The organism is Nitrospira japonica, assembly GCF_900169565.1.
In the GTDB taxonomy this organism is placed as follows: domain Bacteria; phylum Nitrospirota; class Nitrospiria; order Nitrospirales; family Nitrospiraceae; genus Nitrospira_C; species Nitrospira_C japonica_A.
The window spans coordinates 2,392,501-2,418,928 of record NZ_LT828648.1; the positions used below are offsets into that span (position 1 = coordinate 2,392,501).

Here is a 26,428-nt window from a genome sequence, read left to right on the forward strand (position 1 = left end):
GTCGAGTGTAAAGGCAGAAGGGAGCTTGACTGCGAGAGCGACAGCTCGAGCAGGGACGAAAGTCGGGCTTAGTGATCCGGTGGTTCTGTGTGGAAGGGCCATCGCTCAACGGATAAAAGGTACGCCGGGGATAACAGGCTGATCTCCCCCAAGAGTTCACATCGACGGGGAGGTTTGGCACCTCGATGTCGACTCATCGCATCCTGGGGCTGAAGCTGGTCCCAAGGGTTAGGCTGTTCGCCTATTAAAGCGGTACGAGAGTTGGGTTCAGAACGTCGTGAGACAGTTCGGTCCCTATCTGTTGTGGGCGGAGGAGAGTTGAGAGGGGCTTTCACTAGTACGAGAGGACTGTGAAGGACGGACCGCTAGTGTGCCGGTTGTCGTGCCAACGGCAGTGCCGGGTAGCTATGTCCGGTGTCGATAATCGCTGAAAGCATCTAAGCGAGAAGCGTGCCTCAAGATAAGCTCTCCCGGGGCGCAAGCCCCCTAAAGACCACTCGTAGACCACGAGTTTGATAGGCTGGGTGTGGAAGGTCCGTAAGGGCCGTAGCTAACCAGTACTAATCGGTCGTGCGGTTTAACATCCTTTGCTCCTGATAGACATGGTCTTCAACAATCACACGGCGAAAAGCCGTGAAGACCTGTTCAGTGATGAATGTTCCCGGTGGCCATACTGGAGGGGCCACACCCGTTCCCATACCGAACACGGAAGTTAAGCCCTCCAAGGCCGATGCTACTGCTGCCGTGAGGCAGTGGGAAAGTAGGACGCTGCCGGGTTACAAAAAGAGCCCGATGATCGAAAGATCATCGGGCTTTTGCTTTTCTGATTTGGATTACCGGTGTGCCAAGGCTCAGCCGCTCCCACACCTTTCGGAGCGACCCCTTCGGACTCGGTGGGCGGAAGCCTTCTGGAATTCCTTCAGCCGCGATCATGCGATCGCAGTGCGTTCAGTCAGTTCCAGCTTTCCTGCCCAGCCGAGTCTCGGTGGGTCCCCGCTCCACGGTGTGAAGTCGCGCTGAGCCTTGGCACACCGGCCTCAATAGAGGAAGATTGCCAGTTGTTCTTTCGATCCACGTACCTTTGGATTTGCAAGGCAGCTTTTAGAGCGTATTGCTCGTTCCGTTGAAAGCTGCGCTTGAACGGAACTGCGCAAGGCTACGAGTTGATCGAATGCGGCGGCATGAGCAAGCGAACGGGTAAAGAGCCTGTCTCGGCAGGCTCGGGGCGGGGGGTGAGTGAAATATTTGGACCTCTGCCGGGTTTATAAACAAGCGCCCGCTGGAGCCAGTCAGCGGGCTTTTGTTCGTCCCGAGCAGGACAGGACGGCAGGGGAACCGCTTTGCGGATTAAGAGGTTGACACAAATTTCCATAAAAAGTAGCCTGTCTCCGATTTCCACTATTCTCCTCTCGCTGTACCTGTGAAAAGGAATGTTCAGGCATGAGCAAACTATAAATTCTTAACAAGAATCAGGAAAAGAGATCCTAGAGAACAAGAGTGAAGATGAGCTTGTTTTACAGCAATCCATCACATCATGCCTGACACTGATTTTCACCCGGATAAGGACAGCGAAGAGCTCGCCCGCAAACTGGCCTCTATTGGCGTCGAAGACATTCGCAGGTCAGGGGAACCATCGTATGCATCCGATGCTTTGCCTGTATTTCTGGAAATGCACGCCCGCGAACTCGGCATAGAAGCCCCGATGCGTGATGTAGCGTACGTAATGCAAGAGTTCGCATGGCAATGGGGACTGGGACGCGAGTTTGGGCGGATGCCTTGCGTACGAATCGCTAGTGGCGAGCAATCGGAGATAGTTCCCTTATCTTTGCCATTCGATTTCCCATTCCCGAGGGGTGTTCGGCCATGGCCTTGGCTTCGCAGGTTGTACCCGTTTCCGCCGGGGTTTCTTTTTGAAGCTTACGAGGATTTCCTTCGTTCGCGGGGCGATAGCGAGGGAATTAGTATCGAGTCTGTCGACTATGTTTTGGAGCGTCTTCGAAATGGCTTGGCTAGCTTCCTAGCCTATCGGATTGCCGGGTTTCGTGATTGGGCAATGGGAAAGGAAAAAGGTGGACAAGGAAATTTGGGTGGCAAAGGCGGCAAAAGGGCACGGGGCAAAGGTGGCGGGGGACAGGGAGGCTCCGGTTCTGGCGGTCCGCTACCGCCAGCATCCTTGTCTTCGGGAGGCGGTATGGGAGTGGAGATGTGGTGCACCTCGCCTGGCCTTACTATCGAGTTTTCCCACGCATATTTCATCCACTTTCTGAACTTCGGGGCGCCGAGTTTCCCAGTCAGTAACACGTTGCTAGGTGGACGTTACGTGTTTCAGGGCAAAGGACCAACTTATCCTTCAGGCACGGTGCGTTCGCAGGTGTTCAGAATTCCACCCGACTACAAGGCAGTAACAACTTATTTCTGATCATGCTTACTGCTTCCGAATACGGTGTGTTTGCGCCACTGGTCGCTATTATTTCCACAATTATGGCTGCTGGGGCAGCGGTTATTCTTCTATGGGCTGGCCCTCTAGAAAAGTGGCGTCCTGCAGATGCGGATCTGCCAGGAATGGCAAAGAGAATCATCTTTCTCGCCTGCTCTGTCGTGATGGTTCTATTGGCTCTCGAATCCGCGCCACAGAATCTCGAATGGATGAAAGAGACTGCATGGTGGCTGCTTGGCGTTTGGGTGGTACTCGGAATTGTGTATTCGGCTCTTCGTTACGGACTTTATCATTCAAAAGTGAATCCGAACGGAAAAGGAAGGAAACCAATCCTCGGTGGGCTTTGGATGAGGGCAGCAGCGAAAACTTCGATGAAACAAAACAAGATAACTGAGGTCGATGATCTTCTTGATGGTGCTCCTGGGCCGCAAGCAATCTGGTCAGGCCCTTCACGCTTTCTTGCCCGAGTTTTGATCCTCGGAATGTTCATCGTGTTTGTTGTTTCGGCCACTACTTCGCTCATGGCGGTGGGCTTGATCACATACGTCAAGACCACAGGGAAAGCTCTTTTCTGAGTAGATGGCGAGTGTGAGTGAGAATAAGGGAACAGGCTGAGCCTGAGTGTAAGCAAACTGTAGCCAGAAATCGTTTGCTGTTCCGGACAGTCTTCGGCATCCGCTCTGCGGACCGCAGCTGCTCGGCAAGTTTGGTAACCCGAACCTCCGCAATTCGCGACGCGCGGTCCACCATCCAGCTCGACAACACCCTTCAGCTAAGCAAGAGACGGGAGCGCCGCGATCGCTCATGGATCGCGGCGTTCTCTCTATTGGCACGTCGTGTCAATCGTCCAAAATTTTGCCTGGTTAGGCAGAGAAAAATAGCATGTTGCGATCCTGAGATCTGTGGAGAAATCGCGCGCGGTCGCCGCCAAAACCACAACAGATGCTGGCTTAGGCTTATCCACAGGAACTCCGTGTTATCCAGCGTGGGCCACAATATTTGGTGTTGACAATTCTCTCCGATGGCTATATGTAGAACCAGGTTAAGTAGGATTTGGAGATAATTATTATTTGCAGATTATTCAATCATGCCCGACCGAATCTACAAATGCCCTTGTGGGCAGCATCTCGTGAAGTCAGTAGGGGGTGTTGTTGTTAACCGGTGTAAGGTTTGGCGGGATGAATTCTTGGAGTGTCCGAAGTGCAAATCGCATCTTCCGTATCCGGTGTGGTTACCGTGGAGGCCCAAAAATATTAGTTGATCGTTTGAATTGAAAAGTTGGTGGGTTTGAAGGCGTAGAACTCTAGTCGAGTTTTTCGATTAGGGACAGAAAGCCGCAGTGAGGAGGCGAATGCTTCCTTAGGGCGGCTTTTTTATTTGACGAAAGTCGTAGGAAGAGAACTTATTCCAAAGGTGAAGAGAGATTCGTGATGCCACAGATGAAAATGAAAAAAGGTCACTCTGGGAGAAGGGGCATAAGAGTTTTGTACGAGGTGACTCGTCACATAGGTCGCTGTGAGGAGAGAGAACTCTGGGCTCGTGCCGCGGGGCGTTGTCAGTTTAAGGGTTGCAACCGAATCTTGTACAAGTCCCCAGTGACCCAAGAGTGTGTCAACGTATCAGAAAAGGCTCACATATATTCATTCTCCGCCCGTGGTCCACGAGGACAAGGACCGTTGAGTCAGAAAAAACGCCTTCTGAATAACATAGGCAATCTCATGCTGGTTTGTCACGATTGCCACAGAAAAATTGACAAGGAGTTGGATGGAGGCCGCTACACAGTGGAGTTGTTAACGAAATGGAAACATCACCACGAAAAACGAATCGCAATTGTAACAGGAGTGGCCCCAACGAAAAAATCTACTGTAGTCCTCTATGGAGCCAACATTGGCGATGAGTTGTCCCCACTTCAGGCTCAAGAAGCTCACTTAGCCATGTTTCCACATTCTTGTCCATCAGAAGAGCTGCCCCTTAGACTTAATATGAAATGGGAGGGAAAGGACAACGACCCACAGTACTGGATGACTGAAGAACAGAATCTCCGAAGAGGGTTTGAGCGCTTAATATATCCGCGGATAAGCGAGGGTGACAATTTCTCTATCTTTGGATTGGCGCCTATCCCTTTGCTTATCAGGCTCGGCACTTTAATGACTGATAAGATCCCAGCCCAAGTATATCAATTGCACCGTGAGCCAGATCAAACCTGGCTGTGGAGCAAGAAATCGCATGATACAAACTATCTTTTAAAGTCTCCCGCATCGTTCGAAGACCCGCCTGCATTGATTATTTCACTTAGTTCGCATATCGCTCCACAGCGCGTGACATCTATTTTAGGAGAACATGTTGCGATCTGGGAGCTTACCATTGAGGAACCGCACAACGATTTTCTTCAATGCCGTATGCAGCTCTCAGGCTTTCGCGAGGCTGCTCGACGCATGATCGCCAAGATAGCCAAACAACACGGACAGAATACTCCATTGGCGATCTTTCCTGCTATGCCGGTCGCTACTGCGATTGAACTTGGGCGTGTAAGGATGCCGAAGGCTGATATGCCATGGATTATTTACGATCACAACAACAAAACTGGAGCCTTCGCAATGGCTCTGAAAATTTCTGGAGGTGTATATGAATGACAGTCTCAGAGATCGATTACTGACCGACCTCGTTCGGGAGCTGGATATACCGGATAATGCTTATGAAGCAGCGGAGAGTCGCTATCATGACCTTGGAGAATGGTTAAGAGACGAGTCGAAAGCTAAGATTGCTCAATTTCAACCTCTTGTTTCGGCACAAGGGTCATTTCGAATGGGAACCGTGACTAAACCATGGAAGACAGATCATCATGACCTAGACATCGGTTGTAGTTTGCAAGAAGGAATTACTCCGGAAACCTGTACGCAATATGACCTCAAACATCTCGTGGGGAGTGATCTTTATACGTATCGGAGTGAGCGACGAATTCAAGATGAACCTGAGGAGAAGCATCGTTGCTGGAGACTAAACTATCAAGACAATCTTCACTTCCATGCTGACGTCGTGCCATGCGTTCCCCATAGTGAACGAATCCAAGCAATTATCAAATCTCGGATGCTACAGACCGGGACTTCTCCATTGTTGGCTCAAGACATTTCAAAATTAGCCGTCGCCATTACCGACGATCGTCATCCTGGCTATCGGCGGTTAGATCATGATTGGTACATTAGTAATCCAGAAGGCTATGCTCGTTGGTTCGAATCGCGAATGAAGCAAGCGCATGCTTTATTGAAATCTAGAACACTCCAAGCAAAGGTTGGTCGAATAGAGGATCTGCCGGTCTTTCGTTGGAAGACCCCTTTGCAAGCAGCCATCCAGATTCTCAAACGGCATCGCGATGTAATGTATGAAAATCTCCCAGAGAGGAAGCCAATTTCGATCATCATCACTACTTTGGCTGCCCATGCGTATCGAGGTGAATTCGATCTGTCAGATGCACTGATACAGATTCTCGATAATATGTGCGTAAACCCTTCCGAACCGCGTGTGCCCAACCCCGTCAATGCCCAAGAGGATTTCGCAGATCGGTGGAAGTCGTCAGAGGGCCGAGCGTTACGGCTAGAGGAAAACTTCTTCGTATGGCTAGAACAAGCTAAGCGTGATTTTTACGCAATTCTTTCTCCGTCAGACTACGGAATGCTTCCTGAACACATACGAAAACGTTTCGGAGTATCAATAAACCAGGACCTTATGAGGCAAATATCTGGCACTTTATCACCCAGGATTTCGTCACCAGCATTGCATATCAAGCGAGAAATGGTTCCTAAGCCTTGGGGCAGGTGAGCATGAACGGAATTATAAAGATCGATGAATTCCTCCGTTCTTATCCGCGGATGAATGCAGCGCCCATTTATGATGGCAGTATGTGTCTTGAAGGGATCATCGATTTCTCGGCCGACTCTGAGGAGTGCGGCTTAATTAGTGATTCGTTCCAACTTAGAATGGTCGTGCCAGAAACGTTTCCGAATGACCTTCCGATCGTATACGAACTTGGCGGCCGAATACCTCGTGACCGGAGTTACCATATCAATCAATATGATAATTCTTTATGTCTCGGCTCACGCTTAAGATTACTTCTGACTATCTCCAAGAGGCCGACACTAATGGGGTTCACTCAAAACTGTCTGATCCCTTATCTTTATGCCGTTTCGCGCAAACTTTCGCTGGGGGGATGTTTTGCCTTTGGAGAGCTTCCCCATGGGATGAAGGGTGAAGTTGAAGACTATCGCTTGCTGTTTTGTCTTCAAACGACAGATCAAGTCTGGAAGACTATCGATTGCCTTGGCATGAAGAAGCGACGGGCAAACAAACATCCTTGCCCTTGCGGGTGCGGGAGAACATTGGGCAGATGTCGGTTTAACAGACGCATCAGAAAGTTTCGATCGCTGACTGGAAGGACTTGGTTTCAAAACGTTGCACGAGAACTGAAGCGAGAACCTCCGACGCAAGCTTCATTGGTCACGACGGCTCAGAAGGTAATGGCGTGCATCTGAAAACTATAAGGAAGGAAAGAAAAACAATGGGATCGGAAGTCATTATTTTAAGCCTCCTTTGCTTGCCTGCGGAACTCACCTGATCAGTCAGCTGTACTGAGATTCGTCTCAAATAGTCCTCGGCTCCGCATCTACTCGGCAAGTCTGGTGACCCGAACCGCCGCAATTCGCGACGCGAGATCCACCATTCCGGAGAGAATACCCTTCAGTTAAACGGAAGACAGTGGAGCGCTGCAATCGCTTTGTAGATCGCAGCGCTCTGATGGTGGCTTTTGCCTCCTTGATCAATCAGTGCTCGGCGTCCAATTGACATGACAAGCTTCCCCAGCTAGGTTGTGGCCATGCGACGGGAAGATCTTCAAGCTAGACGCCATGCCCAACGTACAGCAAGAGCTTGGCCTCAGTGACGAGCAATTCGGTAAGCTACAGCTATTCAATCGTATCCTGATCTCATACAACGACTTCAGGCAAGTATTTGAAGTTGCTTCACTCATGCTTGACGGCGACCTCTATCGTAATTACCCGAGGGAGAACCGGCAACTCGTCATTGCGCTGAACATGGCAGCTGTTATCGCCTACTCTCGGCCATTCCTTAACAGCGGTGGTGAACTCGCTCACAATCGATTGCCTCGTCGAGTGCTTCGCGATTTCACCGCGGAGGAGCTCAATATTCATGAGCAAGGGCTCAATGATCGCAACACGACGATGGCGCACTCCGATGCAGATTAGAACGTATCGATACCGGTTGTAATTGAGACAGATCGGGGACCGGTTGTGATTCCCAATAATGCAAGCGCGTATGCAATTCCACTGCTGCCGGAGGCAATCTAGCTATTACGAGAGATGGCGTTCAAGCTCCAAGAGAAATGCTTTGCTTTGCGCCAGGAGATGGAGCCGGAAGTGATCCCGTTTCTCCCCAGAGTTCAGCCCGAATCAGAATGGGAGTCGCGGCCGTGATTGATAAGGAAGAGATGGACAGTAAGTCGGAGGAATTGGGCGTTCATGTTTCGAATGTCCAGCGCGACTACGTGTTCGGATGGCTGTTGAGCGGCCTTTTTCAGCCTGGTAATCCCTTGGGCGAATTGTTGATACTAAAAGGCGGAAATGCGTTTCGGAAGGCATACTTCGAAAACGCACGGTTCTCAAATGACCTCGATTTCTCAACCGAAGTCGAGCTAAATGAAGACCTTCTCCGAGACGGCGTCGCGCAAGCGTGCGCTCACGCGAAGGCTGGGAGCGGAGTGGAGTTTTTCGTTGATGAAAATCGGATAGGAGCGCGGAGTCTTGCAGGAGAAGAGATCATCCTTTACGAGGTCCGCGTGTACTTCAAGAGCTTCTATGGCGAGGAGGATCTAACCCTCAAGGTAAAGCTCGACGTCCAAGAGTTTGATCGCATCTTTCTGCCTGTTCAGACGCGCAAGCTTATCCATTCCTACTCCGATTACGCTGCATGTCAAGGGCACTTGCGGAGTCTCAAGCTCGAAGAGTTGCTGGCCTCAAAGCTAAAGGCGCTTCTTCAGCGGCAGCATTCTCCAGATCTCTATGATTTCGTTTATTCCATCTTCTTTCAGAAAGTCCTGGACGTATCCAGACGCGAAATCATTACCACATTTCTGAAGAGGACTATCTATGAACCAACTCCTCATGTTGCTCGAAACATGTTACTTGAGCTTCCATTTCAAGTTCTTAGAGGACTTTGGAATCAGTACTTAATCTGCCCGAAAATATCCATTGTTAGTTTCGACGACGCGGAATCGTCATTTCGCAGTTCTGTCGCGGAGATCTTCAACATTATCGCGCCAGGACCGAGGCCAGCTTTTGCGACGGGTGGAATCCAGGGTGTCGGCCGCCTGAGCTTCTATGATCGTGGCTATCGCGAGACTATAATGGAAGCCGGTCGACTCAGACGACTTCTAAAATTGGTCTATGACGGATACGAGCGTCTGGTAGAGCCATATGCGCTGTCGTTCAAACGAAGGCAGGATGGCATAGCGAGAGAGTACTTTTACGCGTGGGACCGGAGTGGTGGTCGAAGCATGCAGACCGGGATCAAGTCATTCATATCCGATAATGTTCAGTCTGTGCAGTTGACTGAACAGACATTCGAACCACGTTTTCCAATCGAGCTCGCCGGGGGAGGCGGATACTTTAGCACGTCTTCATTTTCGACCGACTCCGGGACACATTCCTCCTTCGGGAACACGGCTCCGCGCTCGCGCACAAGCTCGACCTCTCATTTTGGCCGTTCTCGTACCAAGACAACTAAAGCGTTCGGAATCATGTATACCATACAGTGTCCTTATTGCAATAAGCGCTTCAAGCGAGACAAGTTAGACGCGAAGTTGAACGAGCATAAAGATCAATATGGCAATCGTTGCTTCGGACGTCTTGGGTTCATCGTCTAGGCGCTGCAGCTGCACCCGGCTCGGTCCCCACTGTCTAGGCCATGGCGCTAGCAACTAAGATCGGCGCGCGGCAATTCACGAGGGTTGCGCGATCAACACTTCCTGCTTCCATTCTTATTAGAACAAGAAAAGGGGACAGGCTGAATAAAATACACTCGACCTGTGGCTCGTCGCTATGACCTTCCCCCCTTTATTACACCAAAGCTGAGGAAGTTAGCGCCTGTGTCGGCTGGGCCTGGTTTTGATAGTTGGTAATGAACTCCTGGGGTGTCACATCCCCACTGGCCCTATGCGTCCGGTCTTCGTTGTATTCCCGACGCCACGCTTCAATCACGACCTGCGCTTCCTGCAACGTCACAAACCAATGCTCGTTGAGACATTCATCCCGAAACTTACCATTGAAGCTCTCGATAAACGCGTTCTGCACCGGCTTCCCTGGCTGAATGAAGTGCAGATGCACGCCGTGCTGTGCCGCCCAGGCATCGAGCGCCGTCCCCGCGAATTCTGGGCCGTTATCCAGGATCAGCGTCTCGGGCAGCGGGCGAGTCAAAAACACCCGATCGAGAATCCGGCACACCCGTGCCCCACCGATCGACACATCGACCTCAATCACAGGAACCTCTTTGGAACAGGGATCCGTCATCGTCAAACATTTGTACCGGCGCCCGGTCACCAATCGGTCATGCACGAAATCCAGTGCGTAGCAGCGCCCTGGATCCGCCGGCTGGGGGAGTGTGACCCGCGGCACCGCGGCGAATTTCTTCCGTCGACGCCGGCGTACCGACAGCCCTTCGTCGCGATAATAGATCCGTTCGACTTTCTTATGGTTCACGCGCCAGCCCGCGCGCCGCAACCGGATATAAATCCGAGGGCAGCCGTACCGCCGCTTGGCCTCGGCAATCTCGCGGATCCGAGTTCGCAGCGCCTCATCCTCATAGCGGCGGCTGCGATACCGGAGCGTCTGGCGCTCGAGCGCCAGGAGCCGGCACACCCGTCGTTGACTGAGCCCAAAGCGCTCGGTGCCCCACTGAGCCGCCGCTCGCTTCGCCTTGGGCCCTACCAGTTTTTTGCGTTGATCGCTTTCAGCGCTTGGATGTCCAGGGCTTGGTCCGCCACCATCTGCTTGAGCCGCCGGTTTTCGTCCTCCAGCTGGCGGAGCGTCTTTACAGCGCTGACTTCTAGCCCGGCATATTTCGCCCGCCACTGATAAAACGTGGCGTCCGAGATGCCGTGCTTGCGGCAGAGCTCTTGGACCCCGGTGCCCGCCTGGGCATCCTTGAGTACCGCAATGATCTGTTCCTCCGTGTGCCGTTTCCGTGTCATGGCCCCCTCCTGTGGGGCCCATCTCAGCACAGGTGCACTTCCTTGCCAATGGTCTAATTTTCGGGAGGAAGGTCATATCCAGCCCGGGAAACCAGATCAGAATGCGTTCATCGAACGGTTCAATCGCACCTATCGGACGGAAGTCCTCAATGCCTATGTGTTCGAATCGCTGGAGCAGGTGCAGGAGATCAGTGCCGAGTGGTTGCAGAGTTACAACGACGAGCGGCCTCATGATGCGCTGGCGGGCCTGCCGCCTGCCATGTATCGGGCCCAACTTGAACGCGGAAGTTCTCCTTTAATCGTGTCTCGTTGACCGGGGAGCTTACACTGAGACACTGCTTCGCCGATGATTCTCGCCGCCACAGGACAGCCGACGGTGAATCCAAAAAAGGGTCCGAAATCCTGCACGGCAGCGAGTCCAGTGACATAGAGATTGGAAAGATTTGTTTGGAATTCCGTATCGAGCATTGGAGAGCCGTTGAGAGTCTGGAGTTCTTGCAAAATCGTCGTGCGGTCAAGAAACGCGACATTGTGCATGTTAGGCGCATAGCCAGTCGCCAGAATGATGTGATGCACCTGAACGGTTGTGTTGTCCTCCAGTGAGATCTCGTATGTGCCGTCAGCCAGGGTGCGCGTGGCGGCGATCGTCGTGTTCTCGTGAATATGAATATGGGGTTGATGTACGCGCGGTCCCAGCCATGCTTCAAGCGTCAGACGTCCAACCGCCCAGAAGTCGCTACGAATCTTCTCCTTCTCTTCCGATGTGGACCGTCGCCACCACCCGTGGTCTTCCAGCGTTCGTCGGACCATCGGCTGTACCCAACTCCAATCCGGTTCGGTGAATCGTGGGGTGGGGTGGCGATGTGTGACATGAATTTCATCAGCTCCCTTTTCCTGGATCAGCGCCGCCCACTCGAATGCGCTCTGTCGCCCACCCACGATCAATACCCGCTTGCCGCGCAGAAATTCAAAGTCAACCATATCGCACGTATGCATATAGGACCCGACCGGCAGTGTATTCTCGAGCTCGGACGGATAGTGCTTGAACCACGCAAAGCCCAGACTCAATACCACCTTGTCTGCGCGAATCTGTGAGCCGTCGTCGTGCGTTGCCGTATAGGTCCCATTCGACCTGGCGAGATGTGTGATGAGAGCGGGGCGGGGCGTCAGATCATATTGCCCCATGAACCAGCTTGCATAATCGAGAAACATGTCGAGCGGAACGGGTTTGACTTGCGTGGGTGTCAGTCCGCGCATTTTGAAATATGCCTGAAAGGTCGCGACATCCCTCGCGTCAAGGTGCCAGTCGGGTCCCGAGCGCAAGAACATCCCGCGGGGCATATTCGTCTTCCAAAAATCGAGCGTCTTGCCCACCACCGTCACCGGCACGCCCAAATATTTCGCGTATGCCGCCGTTGCAATACCGTATGGACCCGCGCCGATGACCAACAGCGCAGTCCGTTTTGTCTCCATTCCGTTCACCCTTTTGCGCGCAAAGGCTTCTCGCAGGTTCCGTTGCGTGTGCGCCGGCCCGAACCTCTAAGAGCGACGTGACGCGATTCGCGACTCCGCTGAAGCCCAGCCGGCGTCGAACGGCTGGCCTGGGCTATCGATGTCGATGACCACCGGTGCGTGATCCGAGGGCACAGGTTTGCCCTTCCGTGCCTCGCGATCGATTTCGGTCCAGACGATGCGCTGCTTGAGAGGTACCGTGACGAGCAAGTGATCGATGCGCATGCCGACGTTTTTATGAAAGTTACCGGCGCGATAGTCCCACCACGTGTACCGCCCTGATTCCGCATGATGCAATCGGTATGCATCGACGAATCCTGCGTCCAAGAGGCGCGCAAACGCCTGCCGCTCGCGTTCTGAAACATGTGTCCCGCCATGACAGGCGCCGGGGTCCCACACGTCGATATCTTCAGGCGCGACGTTGAAATCACCGCCGATCACGGCCGGTGTATCCGGAGTGACTGTCTCATCGATCCACCGGGCCAGCCTGTCGAACCATACGAGCTTGGCTTCATAAAACGGCGAACCCACGAGCCGGCCATTAGGCACATACACCGAGATGATGCGCACGCCGCCGCATTCGGCAGCGATCATCCTGGCTTCAGCCTGCGGCTCATCGTCGCCCCTGTCAGACGTCCGGGCGGGCCGTAATGGCTCTCCAAAGTTTGTGATCACGCCGCCGATGCCGCATCGACTCGCGATCGCCACTCCGTTCCATCGACCCTCGCCGTGGTGCACCAGCTCGTATCCGGCCTGCCTGAACGGTTCGACTGGCGCGTCCGCGTCTGCCAGCTTCGTTTCCTGCATGAGAAGTACGTCCGGCTTCGCCCGTTCCAACCACCACAACACCTTTTCCAGGCGAGCCTTCAGTGAGTTGACGTTCCAGGTCGCAATTCGCATGGCTAACAATTAGCTCCTCTCTGGGCCGCGTCTCATGGTGGTCATCACGTGGCATCATGGAAGATGACTCCGAGCGTAACGCGTGAACCGGAGCGAACGGTGCTCACGCCGTGTCGCATGTTTCCCCGGTAATAGCCACGGCTTCCTTGTACCGGACGGTATCGTGTCGCAAAGATCACGACGTCTCCCTGCTTCGGGGCCAAAACCTCACCTCGTGATTGTGCCCGTGGTCGCTGTTCGACGAGCAGAAACTCACCACCGGAAAAATCGCGGCTAGGCCGACTGAGGAAGGCGGTGAGCTGCAGCGGGAATGCGACCGTTCCATAGAGATCCTGATGAAGACAGTTATAATCCCCGGCACCATACCGAAGTAACAACGGCGTGGGCTTGGCCTGTCCGTTCCGCCGACAGAAGGCCAGCAGTTTATCGTGGCTGAGAGGAAAACTCTCCGGTTGGGCTAACGCCTTTGCCCAGGAATTGGCGATCACCGCAAGCTGGGGATAGATGGTTTCCCGCAGGGTCTGGACCAGCGGTGGCAGCGGATACGTGAAGTACTTATACTCCCCCTCGCCAAACCGAAAGCGCTTCATGTCGATCCGGCTTCGGAACAGTTGGTCTTTGCCGTAGAGGGCGACGAGCGCATCGCACTCCTCACTCGTCAGCAACGAATCAACGTTGGCATATCCCCGCTGCCATAACGAGGCCTCAATCGATTTCCAGTCTAACCGGGCCACTCTGTCTTCTATGGTCATGCTGATCTTACTTCCGACTCTCCGTCGATCGGTTGTGGCATCACCGTCTTGACCACCTCAGTCAGTTCGTCCTATGTAATGGATTTAATTGCGCACAGATTCCGATGTCGATTGTGGTCATTCCGAACGACTATCTGTCAAGACAGCGTTTGCCGAGTCGAATTGGAGGGGCGAAGCCATGAAATATCTGCTTCTGTGTTGCCACGAAGAGAATTGCCGAAGGGCACGAGATTATCCGCAGTGAGTTGCAAACTCATCGTCAGGAATTGAAAGGTGAATTCAAGGAAGCCAAGTCGCTGATGCGGCTTTCATATACTCAGCACGATCAGCGAATTGACACCGTGGAATCTGATGTGTCCGCGCTCAAATCCCGTGTGGATCGGCTCTAATCTCACCAAATCACTCTTTTCAAAGCCCTTGATCTTTCGACGCGGGAAATGGCCCGTTCTCTAAGGTCACAAATTGTGGCCTTTAACGTCGCCAGTTAAGCTAGCAGAAGAGGGCTTTGCTGATCGAAAGATCAGTGGGTGTTACATTTTTTGATCCGAAGCTGCGGTTCTGTCCTGGGGAGCAGCCCCAGCATGCTCACTCCACCCACCCTCAGCAGTTGTCTTTCGTTCCGCGTGCTCGGTGAAAGCTCTTGGCGCAGCGGTACTCAATGGAGCACCGATCGCCGCCTTGTTGAAAAACCGGCACTCTTAACACCTCCCTCCGTTCGCGAGACGCTAAATCCATCCAGTACGGGCTGGAACATACGCCGGTATCTAGCTGGCGTGAGTCCCGTTAGACGCCTAAAGAGGCGGTTGAAAAACGAGTAGTCTTCGTACCCGACCGCTGGTCCGATCTCCTCGGTGTTCATGCCAGTGGTTTCGAGTAGACGTTTGGCCTCCTCAATGCGCAGGTTTTGCACGTACTCGATAAAGGTGATGCCGGTGGCGGCCTTGAAGCGGCGCTTCAGCGTGCGTTCGGGAATCCGCGCCTTTTCGACGATCTGTTGGATCACATCCGACTCCCGATAGCGCCGATCGAGTTGTCTTTGGCATTCGCGAACTACGGAGTCGGCATGCGGCGAGATGCGTGAAAGCGGTGCGTACGGCAATTGACCCTCGCCGTGCCATTTGAGCAGATAGACCTTGGCGATGCGCAGCGCTTCACCGGGATTGGCGTGGCGTGCGATTATGTGGATCGCGAGGTCGTGCCAAGAGGTGGTGCCTCCAGCGGTAACGATGCGACCATCGCGGTCAGCGATGACGAGGTTTGGTTCGGGGTGAAACTGTACATTGGGGTAGCGTCTACGGAACAAATCCTGATAGGCCCAGTGCGAGGTTGCAGAACAGCCGTCGAGCAGACCGGTAGCTGCCAGCATCACCGCACCAGAGCAGGCTGAGTATAGAAATGCGCCCTGCTTGTACGCCCGGCGCAACCAGGCCATCAGAGTCGGATAGCGGTCGCGGATGTCCTCGTCTGGCCCGAGCCAGAGCTCTGGCAGGATGACGATGAGCGCCTTCGGCTCGTCGGCTATGACGCAGTCCGGCCTGACGGGGATGCCGTTGCCGCAAACGAAGGCCTTCCTTTTTGGCGCAACGATGCGCACGTTGAAGAAGCTCTTGCCGTCGCCCTGCCGAGTGAGCGTTTCCCACACACTGCCCGCAGCCTTGAGCACATCCAGCATGCCGTACAGAGCGGAGCCGGCGGTCTCCGGAACAGCGACGATGAGCACGTCCACCTGGGTTTCTCCTGATTTTTGGGCGGCAGCCATGGGTTTCAACTCAAGCCATCGATTTAATTAGTGGCACGAATGACCAGGTTTCGTCATAAACGCACCTTACTCAGTTCGCTGTCAAGCGGTATTGTTCTCCTGCGGGCGATAGAAAGCATTGGGCGATCCGATGCTACACCACATTAACCCTCACCTAAGGAGATCATCATGAACAAGCAAGTCAGCAAAGCCTGCAATGGACTGGACCTCGAGGAGATGGGGCAAACAGTCAGAGCGCTCAAGAACGATCCAACACTGGCGCAGTTCCAATTCCGCGCCCGCAACCGGTGGATCGATGGCGGCGAGAACCGTTCGACGATCAAGGACTTCTACGGTGTGGGGGCGGAAGATACGTCGCGCAGCGACGCCTTCATCTTCACCAATGGCGAGCCCCCGGTGCTGCTTGGGCGCAACGAGGGCGCCAATCCCGTAGAGTTCCTGCTCCACGCGCTGGCCGGCTGCGTCACGACCACGACGGTGCTGCACGCAGCGGCACGCGGTATCAAATTACACAAGTTGTCGACCGAGCTCACCGGCAACATCGACTTACAGGGTTTGCTCGCGCTCGACGACAGCGTGCCCGTCGGCTACGAGTCGATCCGGATCAAGATGGACATCGAGGCTGACTGCAGCGATGAGGATCTGGCGGAGCTTATCGCTTTCGCCCAGCTACATTCACCGGTGTGCAACACGGTCTGTCGTCCGGTGCCCGTGACGATCGAGCGCGTTGTTGCCCATCGTGCGACATCTGAGGCGCACGCTGCCTGACTTCCGAGGGAAGTAGCCCGGTCGGCGGCGCCGCCGACCGGGCTACTTCCCAGCCATTTTCACTGAGGTCGAGACCCATTGGCGAAACGTTCATGAGACGAGACGATAGAATGCATGAAGTGCAGAGCCAAGAACTGAGCCTATCTGATGACCCTATGACCTTAGGACGTGGCGCTAAGGCCCAATCACGATGGTGCGCATGTTCAGTGTCTTCCTCCTTCTTGTTGGAGTCGCACTCATCCGAGTTTTATAACAACAAGGACCATCGGCGAGGACGATACATCGCGATGGTATCTGGTCGCACGGTAAGGTATCTACTATTGAACGAGACTGGCTTATGCTGAGACCGGCCTCTCCGTGCGTCCATGAGCACTCAAGAACGGAGGCGCAGGTCCACTATCCCATGAATGCGCCGGCGTGCCGCAATTAGCGAATCGGCTGAAGTCCTGCTGGTATCGAATGGATACGGGAGTGACGGTCGTGAGATGCAGGCAAGGAGAGCGTTTTGTGGAGGACGCTACTTGTGATCTGTTGCGGGAGAGCGAAAGAGTAATCCAGTAGTCGAAATCCGGAGCTCGTACGTCGCCTGATCACGGGCGGGGATAAATGCTGCCGACCCGTACTCCGCGTCGACAAGGGGTGCGAGCCAGGCATAGCGGCGCCGCAAGGTGAACACATCGATCAACCGGTCGCTGGAGAGGGCGTAGATGGTCCGCGGCTTCGCCCGCTCGTCAGCAATGTCGTGGTACCGTCCCGAGATCCGATCCAATTCGTACGCCGTATGCAGGCCGATGAGGTTCGCCCAGGACTTCCACTTCAAGATGTGCGCATCGACATATATTTCATTGCCGCCCAAGGCATAGGTTTCCAGGCGTCCGTCCGGAAAGCGCATGGTCACGAGAAATTCTTCCGGACCAGTCGATTCCGCGCGAATCGTTGCGGCGAGATCTTCTCGCGTCAACGCCTGATAGCCCTGCAGCGACAGATGGATCGTGAGAAGCAGCAGCCCGGCGGCAAGGCAGGCTAAGGCCACCCCGCTGTGCAGGGAAAAACGGAGAAACCGCCGCCGGCGAACCGCAGCCACAGCAGTCCAGAGAAATGCCAGGCCCAGCACACCGAAACCGATCGCGACGACGGTCAACGTAGAATCCATCTTGTTCTCTCCCAGAGCGATTGTTGCTCAGGCGTTGACGACTGTCACGTGAAAAGCTGCTAGTTCAGAGCGGGGAGATTCTTGCGCTACGAGTGGGGAGAAAACGGAATCGATTTCCACTTAGACGACATGGAACAGTGATTTGGAAAAGCGCTTCCATGCGTCGCTGCCCTCTCGTTCAGGGTCCAGAGGTCGTGCCGACGGTTAACGGCCGGAGTTCCCAGTTCCAGGTGTAGACTTCGCTTCTGTTGGAGGCCGACTGCTGCTGGAGGGCTTGGAGGGCGACGTCTGGCAAGACCGTGCCCGGCGGCAGCATACTCATAAACCCCATCGACGCCGCCACATCAACGGTCTTAGTCCCCGTGAACGCGACCGTGGGACCTTGATAAATATTCTTTTCCGAAACGACCAGCAGAAGCCAGCCGACGCCGGAAAAGTATTTGGTGACGATCAGCGGATCGCCGGGGCACGTTTTCTTGAAGAAGGCGTTGCGACTGGTAGCCGAGACCTTGATGCTATGGAAATCTCCGCCGTCCAACCCCACCACGTTCATGTAACCGAAGGCCGGCTGTAGTACAAGATTGTCGAGCGGCTGGTTCTCGAAGCTTGGAATGGTGATGGAAATCTGTCCGTCGATCGTGCAATCCCCTTCGTGTCCTGACGCGGTCCAGGTCACGGCGGTCGGCATCAAATCATATTGCGTGTTGCCTTGCATGTCCTGGAGCGGCGACGCACGCGGCTTGAACTTTAGATTCGCGCGGCTCGACACGTAGCTGACATCGTTGTCCCCTTCCTTGACCCGCAACGTCGCCTGTGCCCATCCTGCGATATAGTCGCAGCCGACGCTGTCGCCGATGATTCGGGGCGCCGGGTCTGGCGGCAGCGGAAACTGCTGATGGGTATTGCTGACCACGATAATCAGCTCGGTCAGATTCTCATCGGCCATATCCCGGCAAAAGATCTTCTGCTCCTCTTTCGACCAGTCCTCTGGCTCTTTCCAGTCGTTGCCGATCTTCTTCACCGCCCACACATGGGCATATGGAATACTGGAGAAGAAATTTTCGAAGGTCACTTTGCGAATCCCGTTGGCGAACGTGACGCGGTGGTATCTGGCCGCCAGCGGCGTCACGGGCTTATTGAGCGTTTGGATCGTCGCCCTCAAGAAGTTCACCGGCGTAATCGGGTCAGGCTTCAAGTCGGGCGGAAACGTCTTGTCATTGGTCTTGTAGGGCCATGGCTGGGGAACCAGATCTTGATTCCAACTGCGCACGGCGTACCGCGGGAAGTGCTCGCCGAGCGGGATGACAGCATTGACCGCTTCAATCCCCCGCGGGGGGCCCACTGCGGCTTGCCAGACGGCCTTCACGATGTTGTCGCCGAGATCGACCGACGCCGAGTAAAAGAAGAGCCATCCACCGTAACTATTCTGCGTCAACGTGAGGTTTTTATGGAGGTTGGGAAACACCGGCGTCTTGTCACTCGAGAAGGCAAACTCTCGTAAAAGCCTGTATTCCAGCTGCGGTGTGTTTCCCAGGGCTTTCAACACCTTGTAGGCCACCCATGTCGCCGTGCTTTCGTACAGCCAGTTCTCGTCATGGGCATCGTAGGCGCACTGTCCAGCGTGCGCCAACTCATGGGCGATCGTGTCGAGCACCGACGTTCTATCCAAGGTGTCGATGTTGATCAGCATGTAGGCGGACGACTTAGGCGGCGTGGTCGATTCCGTGGACCTGGTCGCGCCCGCTCCCTGGAGGCCGGTCAGCGTGCAGCCGGAGGGCGCTGACGACAGGCTGCATACTACGTCTCGGGGATCGACGGTGCTGCCGATTACCAAGTACATGTCGACCGCGCTGTCGGGATTACTTTCGTCGCAGAGATTCCCATTGTCCGGCAAGGGATAGGTAAAGTAATCGGGAAAGGCACGCCAGACCTTGCTTACCATCGGCGCGAAGACATTTTTTAACTCCGCTTCGGTCCCTTCTCGAATCCAGAGTCTGATGTTGGTCCCGGGCACCACATGGGTCTTCCAATTCGGATCCATCTTGGTCACGGTAATACATCGGGCCTGCGCCTGGCTTCTGTTTGCGACCCGCCGCAGCAGACTCTCGCCATGAGGCGCCTGTGAGCTTTTCTTGTCCGTTCGGCGGCGGTTGAAGACGCTGATCTCATTGCTGGGTCGGGCCCGGATGGGGGCGAGATCGGCCAAGAGTTCCTTACTCAAGGTCGCGGCTTTCTCCTCAATCTCGGCAAAGAGGGCGCGACCGGCTTCCCAGTCGATGACCGGACTGCGAAACCGCGCATCGAGACGCGGATCGTGGTAGAGGGCAAATGCGCGTTCCCTGAGAGAGCCTTCATAGCTGATGGTCCCCGCTTCAAGCGCGGCCGCGATCAGGTCTTCGCTCGTTGCCGGGGGATCTTTGGGGGCTTTCGGCTGGTCCGTTGCGGGCGGAGCGGTGGCATCCACCTGGGCTTCCTCTAGGGGTTTAGGCTGGTCGTTGGCAGCGGGAGCAGTCTTTTTCTCTGCCGGGCGTTCGGGCGAGGCCCGGGAGACGAGCGCAGAACCGGCAGTCAAGAAGGCGAGCAGGGAGACGGTCAGAATGAGGCTGCCAATCCGACGAGTGGCCGTCATGCGTTGGCCGCGCTCCGATGAGAATCGAGGGCACTGTCGCTCGCGGATTCTAAGGAAGGTCAGGGACAAAAGCTAGAGGAGGAAAAAAAGAGGAAAGGACAGAAAGTGGGACAGCAACTGTTGAACATCGAGTATGAGCCATCCGATTCGGATTTCAGTGTCAAAGAAAAGAGGACAGTCAGTTATATTCGACTATTGATAGAGGCTTTTGCCATGGCGTATCGTTCATGATCAATCCTTTTTGGGAGGAACTTTCATGGCAATCTGGAAACCCCGACGATGGGCTTCTGCGCTTGTATATAGCGTCGCCCTTGCGGCGATGGATTCGACCATTCACGCCGCACCGCCCACCATCGATCCCTGCACGTTCGTCACACCAGCGGAAGTGGAACAAGTGATCGGCAAGCTCAAGGGCGCACCGACCAGCGAAACGCTGGGTGATGGGGTGAGATGCAGTTACAACTTTGCTGACGAGAACAACGAGCTCGAAATCTGGGCTTCCGGGGGGGCCTGGTCGAAGCTGTTGCACAAAGACGCGAAACAGCCGGTCATGGTGAAAGGCCTTGGCGACGAGGCTTTCATGGATCGGGGTAAGAACGATCCCGAAGCGGTGGATCTCTACATCAAGAAAGGAGCCATCTTGATCGTGCTCATGACGAGAAAAGGTCCAGGCGATGAAGAGAAACTGAAGACCCTGGGCAAGAAAGCTGTAGGCCGGTTGTAATTCGCCGACCAGAAAATGGACAACTTCGATTCAGGAAGTTTTCGGCATCCGCATTTGCCAACCGTATCTGATCGGCAAGTCTGGCGACCTGAACCTCGGCAATTCTCGACATCAGTCCAGCGTTCGGCTTCATATCATTCTTCAGCTACAAAGAACGATGAAGATCGTCATCATCGGCAACAGTGGTAGTGGCAAGACCTGGCTGGCTCGAGAGCTCGCCGGCCGGGCTTGTATGCCGCTGATCCATCTGGATGAGATCTTTTGGGAACCAGGCGGCTTCGACAAAAGGCGCAGTAGCGAGAGCATGGCGTCACTCATTCGCGACAGCAGGCTCAGTGAGAGCTGGGTCGCCGAGGGTGTCTTCGGCGAGCTTGCCAAGGACTATCTGGACGATGCCGACACCTTCATCTGGCTGGATCTTCCGTGGCAGATATGTGAAGCAAGGCTCAGGCTACGAGGCTGCGAGAGTAAGCGGCACATGAGCCGGAGTCAGTCAGAGCAGGGATTGAAGGACCTCCTCGACTGGGCTGCCGGCTACTACTCACGTGGAGATCTGCGGTCACATGAAGGGCACAAGGCGCTGTTCGACGACTTTCGCGGCACCAAGCTGTGGATCAAGGATGAGGCTTCGGTGGCAATGTTGCTTGAAAATAGTCCTGCATTTCAGAGAGGCACGGAGTCATGATCGCAGATCATTGACCAGTGACGTAGGCGTTATAGCTGGCTTCTTGCCCTGTTTGCTGGAGGTCTCGACGATATGGCCAAATTCTATACAGAATTGAATGACGGGATCCGGCAGTTCATCGCCGCGCAACATATGTTCTTCAATGCCTCAGCACCGAACGAGGGACGCATCAATGTGTCGCCCAAGGGGCTGGACACGTTTCGTATCCTGAATGACAAGCAGGTCGCCTATCTGGACTTGACTGGCAGCGAAAACGAAACGGCCGCTCATGTCGCGGAAAACGGTAGGTTGACCCTGATGTTCTGCAGCTTCGAGGAAAAGCCGTCAATCCTGCGTCTCTACGGAAAGGGACGCGTCGTTCTCCCGCGTGATAACCAGTGGCAAGAGCTGTACAACCATTTCCCGACGATCGTCGGGGAACGGCAGATCGTGGTGCTCGATATCGAGTCCATCATGACCACGTGCGGATTTGCCGTGCCGCTTTTCGAATTCAAAGGGCAGCGCACGTTGTTGCCGGACTGGTCCTGCAAGATGGGCGAGGAACGGCTCAACGAGTATCGCCGGGAACGCAACCAACGGAGCATTGACGGGCTGCCGACGTATTTGAACGAACAGCCGCCGGACTCAACTCACTCCTCCATGTAACCCAAGTCGGAGTTAGGCGCAAATCACTCGAGAAGAAGAATGTCGATCTGGCATTAGCCGCCGTCCGTCCCCAAATAGGATCCGATGCCGTAGCGTTCGAGAAACGATGTCATGAGCGTGAGAGAGTCGCTGTAGATTGCGAGACCGAAGACCACGAGGAACACACCGCTGATGCTGGACATGACTCCAATATATCTATGGACGCGCTTGAAAGATGAGAGGAATCGCTCCATCCCCATGGCTGCTGTGAAGAGCGGCAGGCCCAAACCAATCGAATAAAAGGCAAGCAGGGTGACCCCATCGGCTAGGGTGTCGGTCGTGCTTGCGTACATGAGCATGGCCCCGAGCACCGGGCCGACACAGGGAGTCCAACCGGCGGCAAAGGTGGCTCCAATCAGCAGCGAACCGGCATATCCGGCAGGGCGACTTCTCAGATGAATGCGCTTCTCAGTCATCAGAAACCTGAGCTTCACGAGTCCCATCGTATAGAGCCCGAAGACAATGATAAGAATCCCGCCCGCTTTGCGTATGAACTGCTGATGATCGGTCAGCAGCTGGCCGATCAGACTGGCTGAAGCGCCGAACGCGATGAATACGAGCGAAAAGCCCGCGATGAACAGCAAGGCATTGACGACGATCGTCATGCGTTCGAGACGCCGTTCGGCGGCATCAGTCAGCTGATTCAGCGAAAGACCGGTGATGTACATCAGATAGGAAGGGACAAGCGGCAACACACAGGGAGACACAAATGAGAGAAGGCCTGCGAGGAATGCGGCCAGGAGGGACGTCTGAGGAAGAGAGTCGAGCATGTGTCTGTTCGGAAGCAGAGGAAAAGGCTATTTTAAAGTTGCGAGAAACTCGCGGAACTGAGGGTTCTGAAGCACTCCTCCCCCTCGATGGACCAGTACGATGCTTCCCTGATCATCCATCAGCACATACGTTGGAGTGGCATTGACCTTGAAGGCCTGCGCCACCCAGCGATCTTCGTCGTACGCAGTCGGATAGACGAACATTCCGGATCGCTCTTTGACAAATCGCTCCACGTTCGATCTGGTGTCGGCGAATCCAATTGAGACGACACCGAGCTGCGTCGGCTTCTCGTGCTGATAGAATTCGCTGAGGAGCGGCAGATCACGTTGGCACACTTTGCACCACGGTGCCCAGAACACGAATAAGGCCGGCCGGCCTTTCTGTGTTTGGTTGTTGTAGCTCTCGCCCGAGAACGTGACCAATTCGAAAGCCGGCGCCGGCATCGCAGCTGCTGCCAGGAGGTCCGCCGGACTGGAGAGCAAGAGGAGGAATATGGCAATACTGACGATAGCCTGGTTCATGACCACGCACCTCCTCTTCAGGGCTTGATATAGAGATAGCCTTCCTTCTGCAGATCTGCGATGCGCTTGACCGCCACCGGATGCTGTGTGGCGACGAATCCCTTCGCGAGATTGTCAAGGGTCCTGCCGAACGCTTTCATGGAGACCTGGCACATCTCCGCTTTCGTGCCCTTCTCGATAATCTGATCGAACCGCTTGGTCATTTCCGGATCCATTCTGTCTTTCTCGAACAGCTCCAAGGCCGGTCCATGGACGACCAGCTCGACATCGATCTTGTCGGGTCCTCCTTCCGCATCAATATGTTTGTTGATGAGGGCAAGGGCGTACTTCGCCACTTCCGGATCTTTTCCGTCGACATGGTAGAGCACCTTGACCTTTCCCTGTTCCTGTCCCTCAGCTGCGGCCGCTCGATTCTGGATCAACGGCAACGCCAACGTCACTGCGAGAGCGAAGACAGCGAACGGCGTCAGTGTGCGACTCGGCATGGTCAACATGTGAACCTCCTTGGTGTGATCAAACGTGATGTGATATGGCATCGAGCTCATGCGCCCATCGTACGGCGCATGGAGATCAACCCGGTAGGGGAGGCTGCGCAAATAGAGGAACTATTCTTCCCCTATGATCCAGGGGAAGATGCCCCTACTGCTTCGACTGTTGTTGGGTGAAAAAAACCGCCGCTTGCGCGCGACGGGTGACTTGCAGCTTCTGGAAGATGTTTTCGAGGTAATGTCCGACGGTCTTGTCGCTCAAGTTCAAGGTTAGGGCTATTTCTTTATTGGTCTTACCTTCCGCAACCAAGGCCAGCACTCGTTCCTCCTGCGGTGACAAGGGGTCGTGTTTATGCTGCGGTGCAGGAGTGGACATGGATCGGACTTTGGCGAGCACCCGCTGCGTGACGGCCGAATCCAGGATCGACCGTCCTGACGCCACCGTCATGACGGCTTGGATGAGCTGCTTGCTGCTCACTTCCTTCAGGAGGAAACCATCGGCTCCCGCTAGTATGGTGGCCAGCACGGCATCATCGTCCGCGAAGGAGGTCAAGAACAGCACCCTCGTATCCCGATGATGGGCGCGAATCGTTCGACACGCCTCGATTCCGCTCCCATCCGGAAGCCTCACGTCCATCAGGACGACCTGCGGCTTCAGTTTCGCGGCTTCACGCACAGCATCGGCCATGGTGCCGGCTTCGCCGACGACGTGAAACGCTCCAGCTTCAGTGAACAATGTCCGCAAACCAATACGAAGGACTTCATGATCGTCCACGAGCAAGAGCCGGATTGGTTTCGTCTCAGATTGAGGCTTCATCATGCCTGTGATGGAGAAGGCATTCTATTCGTGTTCCGTGGCCCGGGCCAGACTGGACTTCAAATCGGCACCCCAACATTCTGGCACGTTTCTCCATATTCTTCAGGCCGTGGCCATGACCGTGAACCGTCGCGCGATCGAATCCGACTCCATCGTCTTCCACCATCAGACGGATGCCGCCATCATGCAGATGGAGCGAGAGATTGATCGTGTGAGCGGATGCGTGCCGAAGTATGTTGCTCGTGGCTTCCCGGGCAATGGAGAGCATCTGCGCGGCCTGCTCAGGAGTCAACCGTTCTGCGGCTTCGGGCTTCACGTCTAACAGACAATGAAGTTGAGATGAGTTGTTCACGTCGTTCACCAGCGAAGCCAACGCCGCTTCGAGTGCGCGTCCATTGGAAATCGGGGACTCCAGACCGAGAATGTATCCTCGCAGATCCCGAATGACTCCCTTGAGGCCCTCAGCGGCTGACCCCAATTGCGCGGCGACCTCATGATGGGCGGTCGACACCAGACGTTGGCAGCGTTCGAGATTGAGTCCGATCGCGAAGAGCGACTGGATGGTGCTGTCGTGCAGGTCTTGAGCCATTCGTTCTCGTTCACTCAGTATCTGGCGGAGCTGTCCCTCGCGCTGGCTGATCGTCTCTTTTGCCTGAATATTTTGGGCGAGAGAAGTCTGTAGGTCTGAGGTGATCTGAAAATAACTGTTCCCGATGAATCCCAACGCGAGAAGGCAGGCAATCAGGCGTAGAGAATGCCAGAACCACCAGCGATTGTCCCAGGGAATCGAGTACATGAATACAAACTCGGCCAGACCGAAGAGGAGGGCCAGACTCGCGAACAATGCATCTTCTGACTGGCCCGAGCGCCGGTAGTCTAAAAGAAAGCGTACGGCTCCTAACAGAAACAGCAGACATGCCACGCTTTGGGGAGCGACGGCTGTCGGCGTAAATTCGCCATTCCGCACCATCTCAGGGATGGATTGAGGAAACATCAGGAACCACGTTCCGATCATCACTGTACCGGCCGCGATCATCCAGGGGACCCATCGCCGCTCAGATCCGCCGACCGTGCCTCGCGACCTCCAGACGAGAAGAAAGCCAATGCCGCCGGCCAAGCTCGCCATATTCCGGAATAGAACGAATGCGTTGCCTGGTCGTGCCATCGCATGAAACTCTTCAAGGATGCCCATGCCGAGAAATCCTGCGGCCAGCGCGCGATACTTGTCAGTCGTAGATTTGCCGTACCTGTGCGGCAGCACCATCGCCATCCCAATGGCGACGAGACCTCCCACGGCCTCTATTGTGGAATGAAGCGGTTCATACTGCCAGCGCCAGTCAGGCCACAGAGTGTGCAGGGCGGTGCTGACGAGCAGCGCTCCTCCTCCGCACACTGTTACGACAAGATAGAGCACGAGTGGTTGGTTCATGAGCTTGAGGACCGGCTGAAAGCATACGCCCAGCGAGGTGATAAACCAAGGTCCTGCTCACGCATCTTCGTCGCTGAGAAATTGGCACGCGCGCAGTAGATCGCGTCGTCAGGACTGACTATTCGAAGTGTGAGAGCCCTTTGCG

At 54.8% G+C, this 26,428-nt stretch carries 22 protein-coding genes, 2 rRNA genes and 1 pseudogene (1 of these 25 cut by a window edge); 13 read left to right on the plus strand and 12 right to left on the minus strand.

From position 1 onward, the window contains the following. The 8 genes from NSJP_RS11535 to NSJP_RS11570 all read left to right on the plus strand — a co-directional run. Window positions 1–585, plus strand: a 23S ribosomal RNA gene (locus NSJP_RS11535) (it extends 2,423 nt beyond the left edge of the window). 75 nt (window positions 586–660) lie between these two features. Next, window positions 661–777: ribosomal RNA gene (gene rrf / locus NSJP_RS11540) — 5S ribosomal RNA — on the plus strand. 757 nt (window positions 778–1,534) lie between these two features. After that, window positions 1,535–2,419 (plus strand): hypothetical protein, encoded by an 885-nt coding sequence (locus tag NSJP_RS11545; protein WP_080887040.1) that lies wholly within the window; start codon window positions 1,535–1,537, stop codon window positions 2,417–2,419. A 26-nt stretch (window positions 2,420–2,445) separates the two neighbouring features. Further along, window positions 2,446–3,012, plus strand: a complete 567-nt coding sequence (locus NSJP_RS11550) for a hypothetical protein (protein ID WP_172834294.1) — start codon at window positions 2,446–2,448, stop codon at window positions 3,010–3,012. A gap of 1,101 nt (window positions 3,013–4,113) precedes the next feature. Further along, the gene (locus tag NSJP_RS11555) at window positions 4,114–5,070 is read left to right on the plus strand and encodes an SAVED domain-containing protein (protein WP_197685406.1); all 957 of its coding nucleotides are present in this window, start codon (window positions 4,114–4,116) and stop codon (window positions 5,068–5,070) included. Next, the gene (locus NSJP_RS19300; RefSeq protein WP_155970123.1) at window positions 5,063–6,253 is read left to right on the plus strand and encodes a nucleotidyltransferase domain-containing protein; all 1,191 of its coding nucleotides are present in this window, start codon (window positions 5,063–5,065) and stop codon (window positions 6,251–6,253) included. Before NSJP_RS11555 ends, NSJP_RS19300 begins: the two co-directional genes overlap by 8 nt. 1,082 nt (window positions 6,254–7,335) lie before the next feature. Next, window positions 7,336–7,692, plus strand: a complete 357-nt coding sequence (locus NSJP_RS11565; protein WP_155970125.1) for a hypothetical protein — start codon at window positions 7,336–7,338, stop codon at window positions 7,690–7,692. A gap of 224 nt (window positions 7,693–7,916) precedes the next feature. Further along, window positions 7,917–9,368, plus strand: a complete 1,452-nt coding sequence (locus NSJP_RS11570; protein ID WP_172834295.1) for a nucleotidyl transferase AbiEii/AbiGii toxin family protein — start codon at window positions 7,917–7,919, stop codon at window positions 9,366–9,368. A 193-nt stretch (window positions 9,369–9,561) separates the two neighbouring features. Here the strand turns inward: NSJP_RS11570 and NSJP_RS11575 are convergent. Then, window positions 9,562–10,691 (minus strand): IS3 family transposase gene (locus tag NSJP_RS11575; protein WP_231989370.1). Its coding sequence is split into 2 segments (ribosomal slippage): window positions 9,562–10,442 and window positions 10,442–10,691, totalling 1,131 coding nucleotides; the frame shifts between segments, so codons are not numbered across the junction. Window positions 10,692–10,764: 73 nt separating this feature from the next. On the opposite strand from NSJP_RS11575, the pseudogene NSJP_RS19305 reads away from it, so the two are divergent. Continuing rightward, a pseudogene (locus tag NSJP_RS19305) lies at window positions 10,765–11,004 on the plus strand (integrase core domain-containing protein); the annotation flags it as partial. Here the strand turns inward: NSJP_RS19305 and NSJP_RS11585 are convergent. The 4 genes from NSJP_RS11585 to NSJP_RS11600 all read right to left on the minus strand — a co-directional run bounded on the left by NSJP_RS11585 (window position 10,920) and on the right by NSJP_RS11600 (window position 15,614). After that, a complete protein-coding gene (locus NSJP_RS11585; RefSeq protein WP_080887045.1) occupies window positions 10,920–12,164 on the minus strand; it encodes an NAD(P)-binding domain-containing protein in 1,245 nt (414 codons plus the stop codon). The pseudogene NSJP_RS19305 and the gene NSJP_RS11585 sit on opposite strands and share 85 nt — an antisense overlap. A gap of 66 nt (window positions 12,165–12,230) precedes the next feature. Beyond that, window positions 12,231–13,103: an exodeoxyribonuclease III gene (locus NSJP_RS11590; RefSeq protein ID WP_080887046.1), complete on the minus strand. Its 873-nt coding sequence runs from the start codon at window positions 13,101–13,103 to the stop codon at window positions 12,231–12,233. Between the two features lie 44 nt (window positions 13,104–13,147). After that, complete coding sequence (locus NSJP_RS11595; protein ID WP_080887047.1) at window positions 13,148–13,855, minus strand: 2OG-Fe(II) oxygenase; 708 nt, start codon at window positions 13,853–13,855, stop codon at window positions 13,148–13,150. A 655-nt stretch (window positions 13,856–14,510) separates the two neighbouring features. Continuing rightward, a complete protein-coding gene (locus NSJP_RS11600; protein ID WP_080887048.1) occupies window positions 14,511–15,614 on the minus strand; it encodes a GlxA family transcriptional regulator in 1,104 nt (367 codons plus the stop codon). A 168-nt stretch (window positions 15,615–15,782) separates the two neighbouring features. On the opposite strand from NSJP_RS11600, the gene NSJP_RS11605 reads away from it, so the two are divergent. After that, window positions 15,783–16,382 (plus strand): OsmC family protein, encoded by a 600-nt coding sequence (locus NSJP_RS11605; RefSeq protein WP_080887049.1) that lies wholly within the window; start codon window positions 15,783–15,785, stop codon window positions 16,380–16,382. 517 nt (window positions 16,383–16,899) lie between these two features. Here the strand turns inward: NSJP_RS11605 and NSJP_RS11610 are convergent. Beyond that, the gene (locus NSJP_RS11610) at window positions 16,900–17,535 is read right to left on the minus strand and encodes a hypothetical protein (RefSeq protein ID WP_080887050.1); all 636 of its coding nucleotides are present in this window, start codon (window positions 17,533–17,535) and stop codon (window positions 16,900–16,902) included. Window positions 17,536–17,713: 178 nt separating this feature from the next. Further along, entirely contained in the window at window positions 17,714–20,164 is a 2,451-nt protein-coding gene (locus tag NSJP_RS11615; RefSeq protein ID WP_080887051.1) for a hypothetical protein, read from the minus strand. 256 nt (window positions 20,165–20,420) lie between these two features. Here NSJP_RS11615 and NSJP_RS11620 point away from each other — a divergent pair, with 256 nt between their 5' ends. The 3 genes from NSJP_RS11620 to NSJP_RS11630 all read left to right on the plus strand — a co-directional run bounded on the left by NSJP_RS11620 (window position 20,421) and on the right by NSJP_RS11630 (window position 22,218). Next, complete coding sequence (locus tag NSJP_RS11620) at window positions 20,421–20,888, plus strand: hypothetical protein (protein WP_080887052.1); 468 nt, start codon at window positions 20,421–20,423, stop codon at window positions 20,886–20,888. Between the two features lie 157 nt (window positions 20,889–21,045). Next, window positions 21,046–21,573, plus strand: coding sequence for a P-loop NTPase family protein (locus tag NSJP_RS11625; RefSeq protein ID WP_080887053.1), 528 nt, complete (start codon window positions 21,046–21,048; stop codon window positions 21,571–21,573). Window positions 21,574–21,645: 72 nt separating this feature from the next. Further along, complete coding sequence (locus tag NSJP_RS11630; protein ID WP_080887054.1) at window positions 21,646–22,218, plus strand: pyridoxamine 5'-phosphate oxidase family protein; 573 nt, start codon at window positions 21,646–21,648, stop codon at window positions 22,216–22,218. Window positions 22,219–22,271: 53 nt separating this feature from the next. On the opposite strand, the gene NSJP_RS11635 is transcribed toward NSJP_RS11630, so the two are convergent. The 5 genes from NSJP_RS11635 to NSJP_RS11655 all read right to left on the minus strand — a co-directional run bounded on the left by NSJP_RS11635 (window position 22,272) and on the right by NSJP_RS11655 (window position 26,283). After that, complete coding sequence (locus NSJP_RS11635; protein ID WP_080887055.1) at window positions 22,272–23,027, minus strand: cytochrome c biogenesis CcdA family protein; 756 nt, start codon at window positions 23,025–23,027, stop codon at window positions 22,272–22,274. Between the two features lie 27 nt (window positions 23,028–23,054). Beyond that, window positions 23,055–23,549: a TlpA family protein disulfide reductase gene (locus NSJP_RS11640; protein ID WP_080887056.1), complete on the minus strand. Its 495-nt coding sequence runs from the start codon at window positions 23,547–23,549 to the stop codon at window positions 23,055–23,057. Window positions 23,550–23,566: 17 nt separating this feature from the next. Next, window positions 23,567–24,094, minus strand: coding sequence for a DsrE family protein (locus NSJP_RS11645; RefSeq protein ID WP_080887057.1), 528 nt, complete (start codon window positions 24,092–24,094; stop codon window positions 23,567–23,569). A 94-nt stretch (window positions 24,095–24,188) separates the two neighbouring features. Continuing rightward, complete coding sequence (locus NSJP_RS11650) at window positions 24,189–24,857, minus strand: response regulator (RefSeq protein WP_231989371.1); 669 nt, start codon at window positions 24,855–24,857, stop codon at window positions 24,189–24,191. After that, the gene (locus NSJP_RS11655; protein ID WP_080887059.1) at window positions 24,838–26,283 is read right to left on the minus strand and encodes a sensor histidine kinase; all 1,446 of its coding nucleotides are present in this window, start codon (window positions 26,281–26,283) and stop codon (window positions 24,838–24,840) included. The genes NSJP_RS11650 and NSJP_RS11655 overlap by 20 nt, the downstream gene beginning before the upstream one ends. Window positions 26,284–26,428 lie beyond the last annotated feature (145 nt).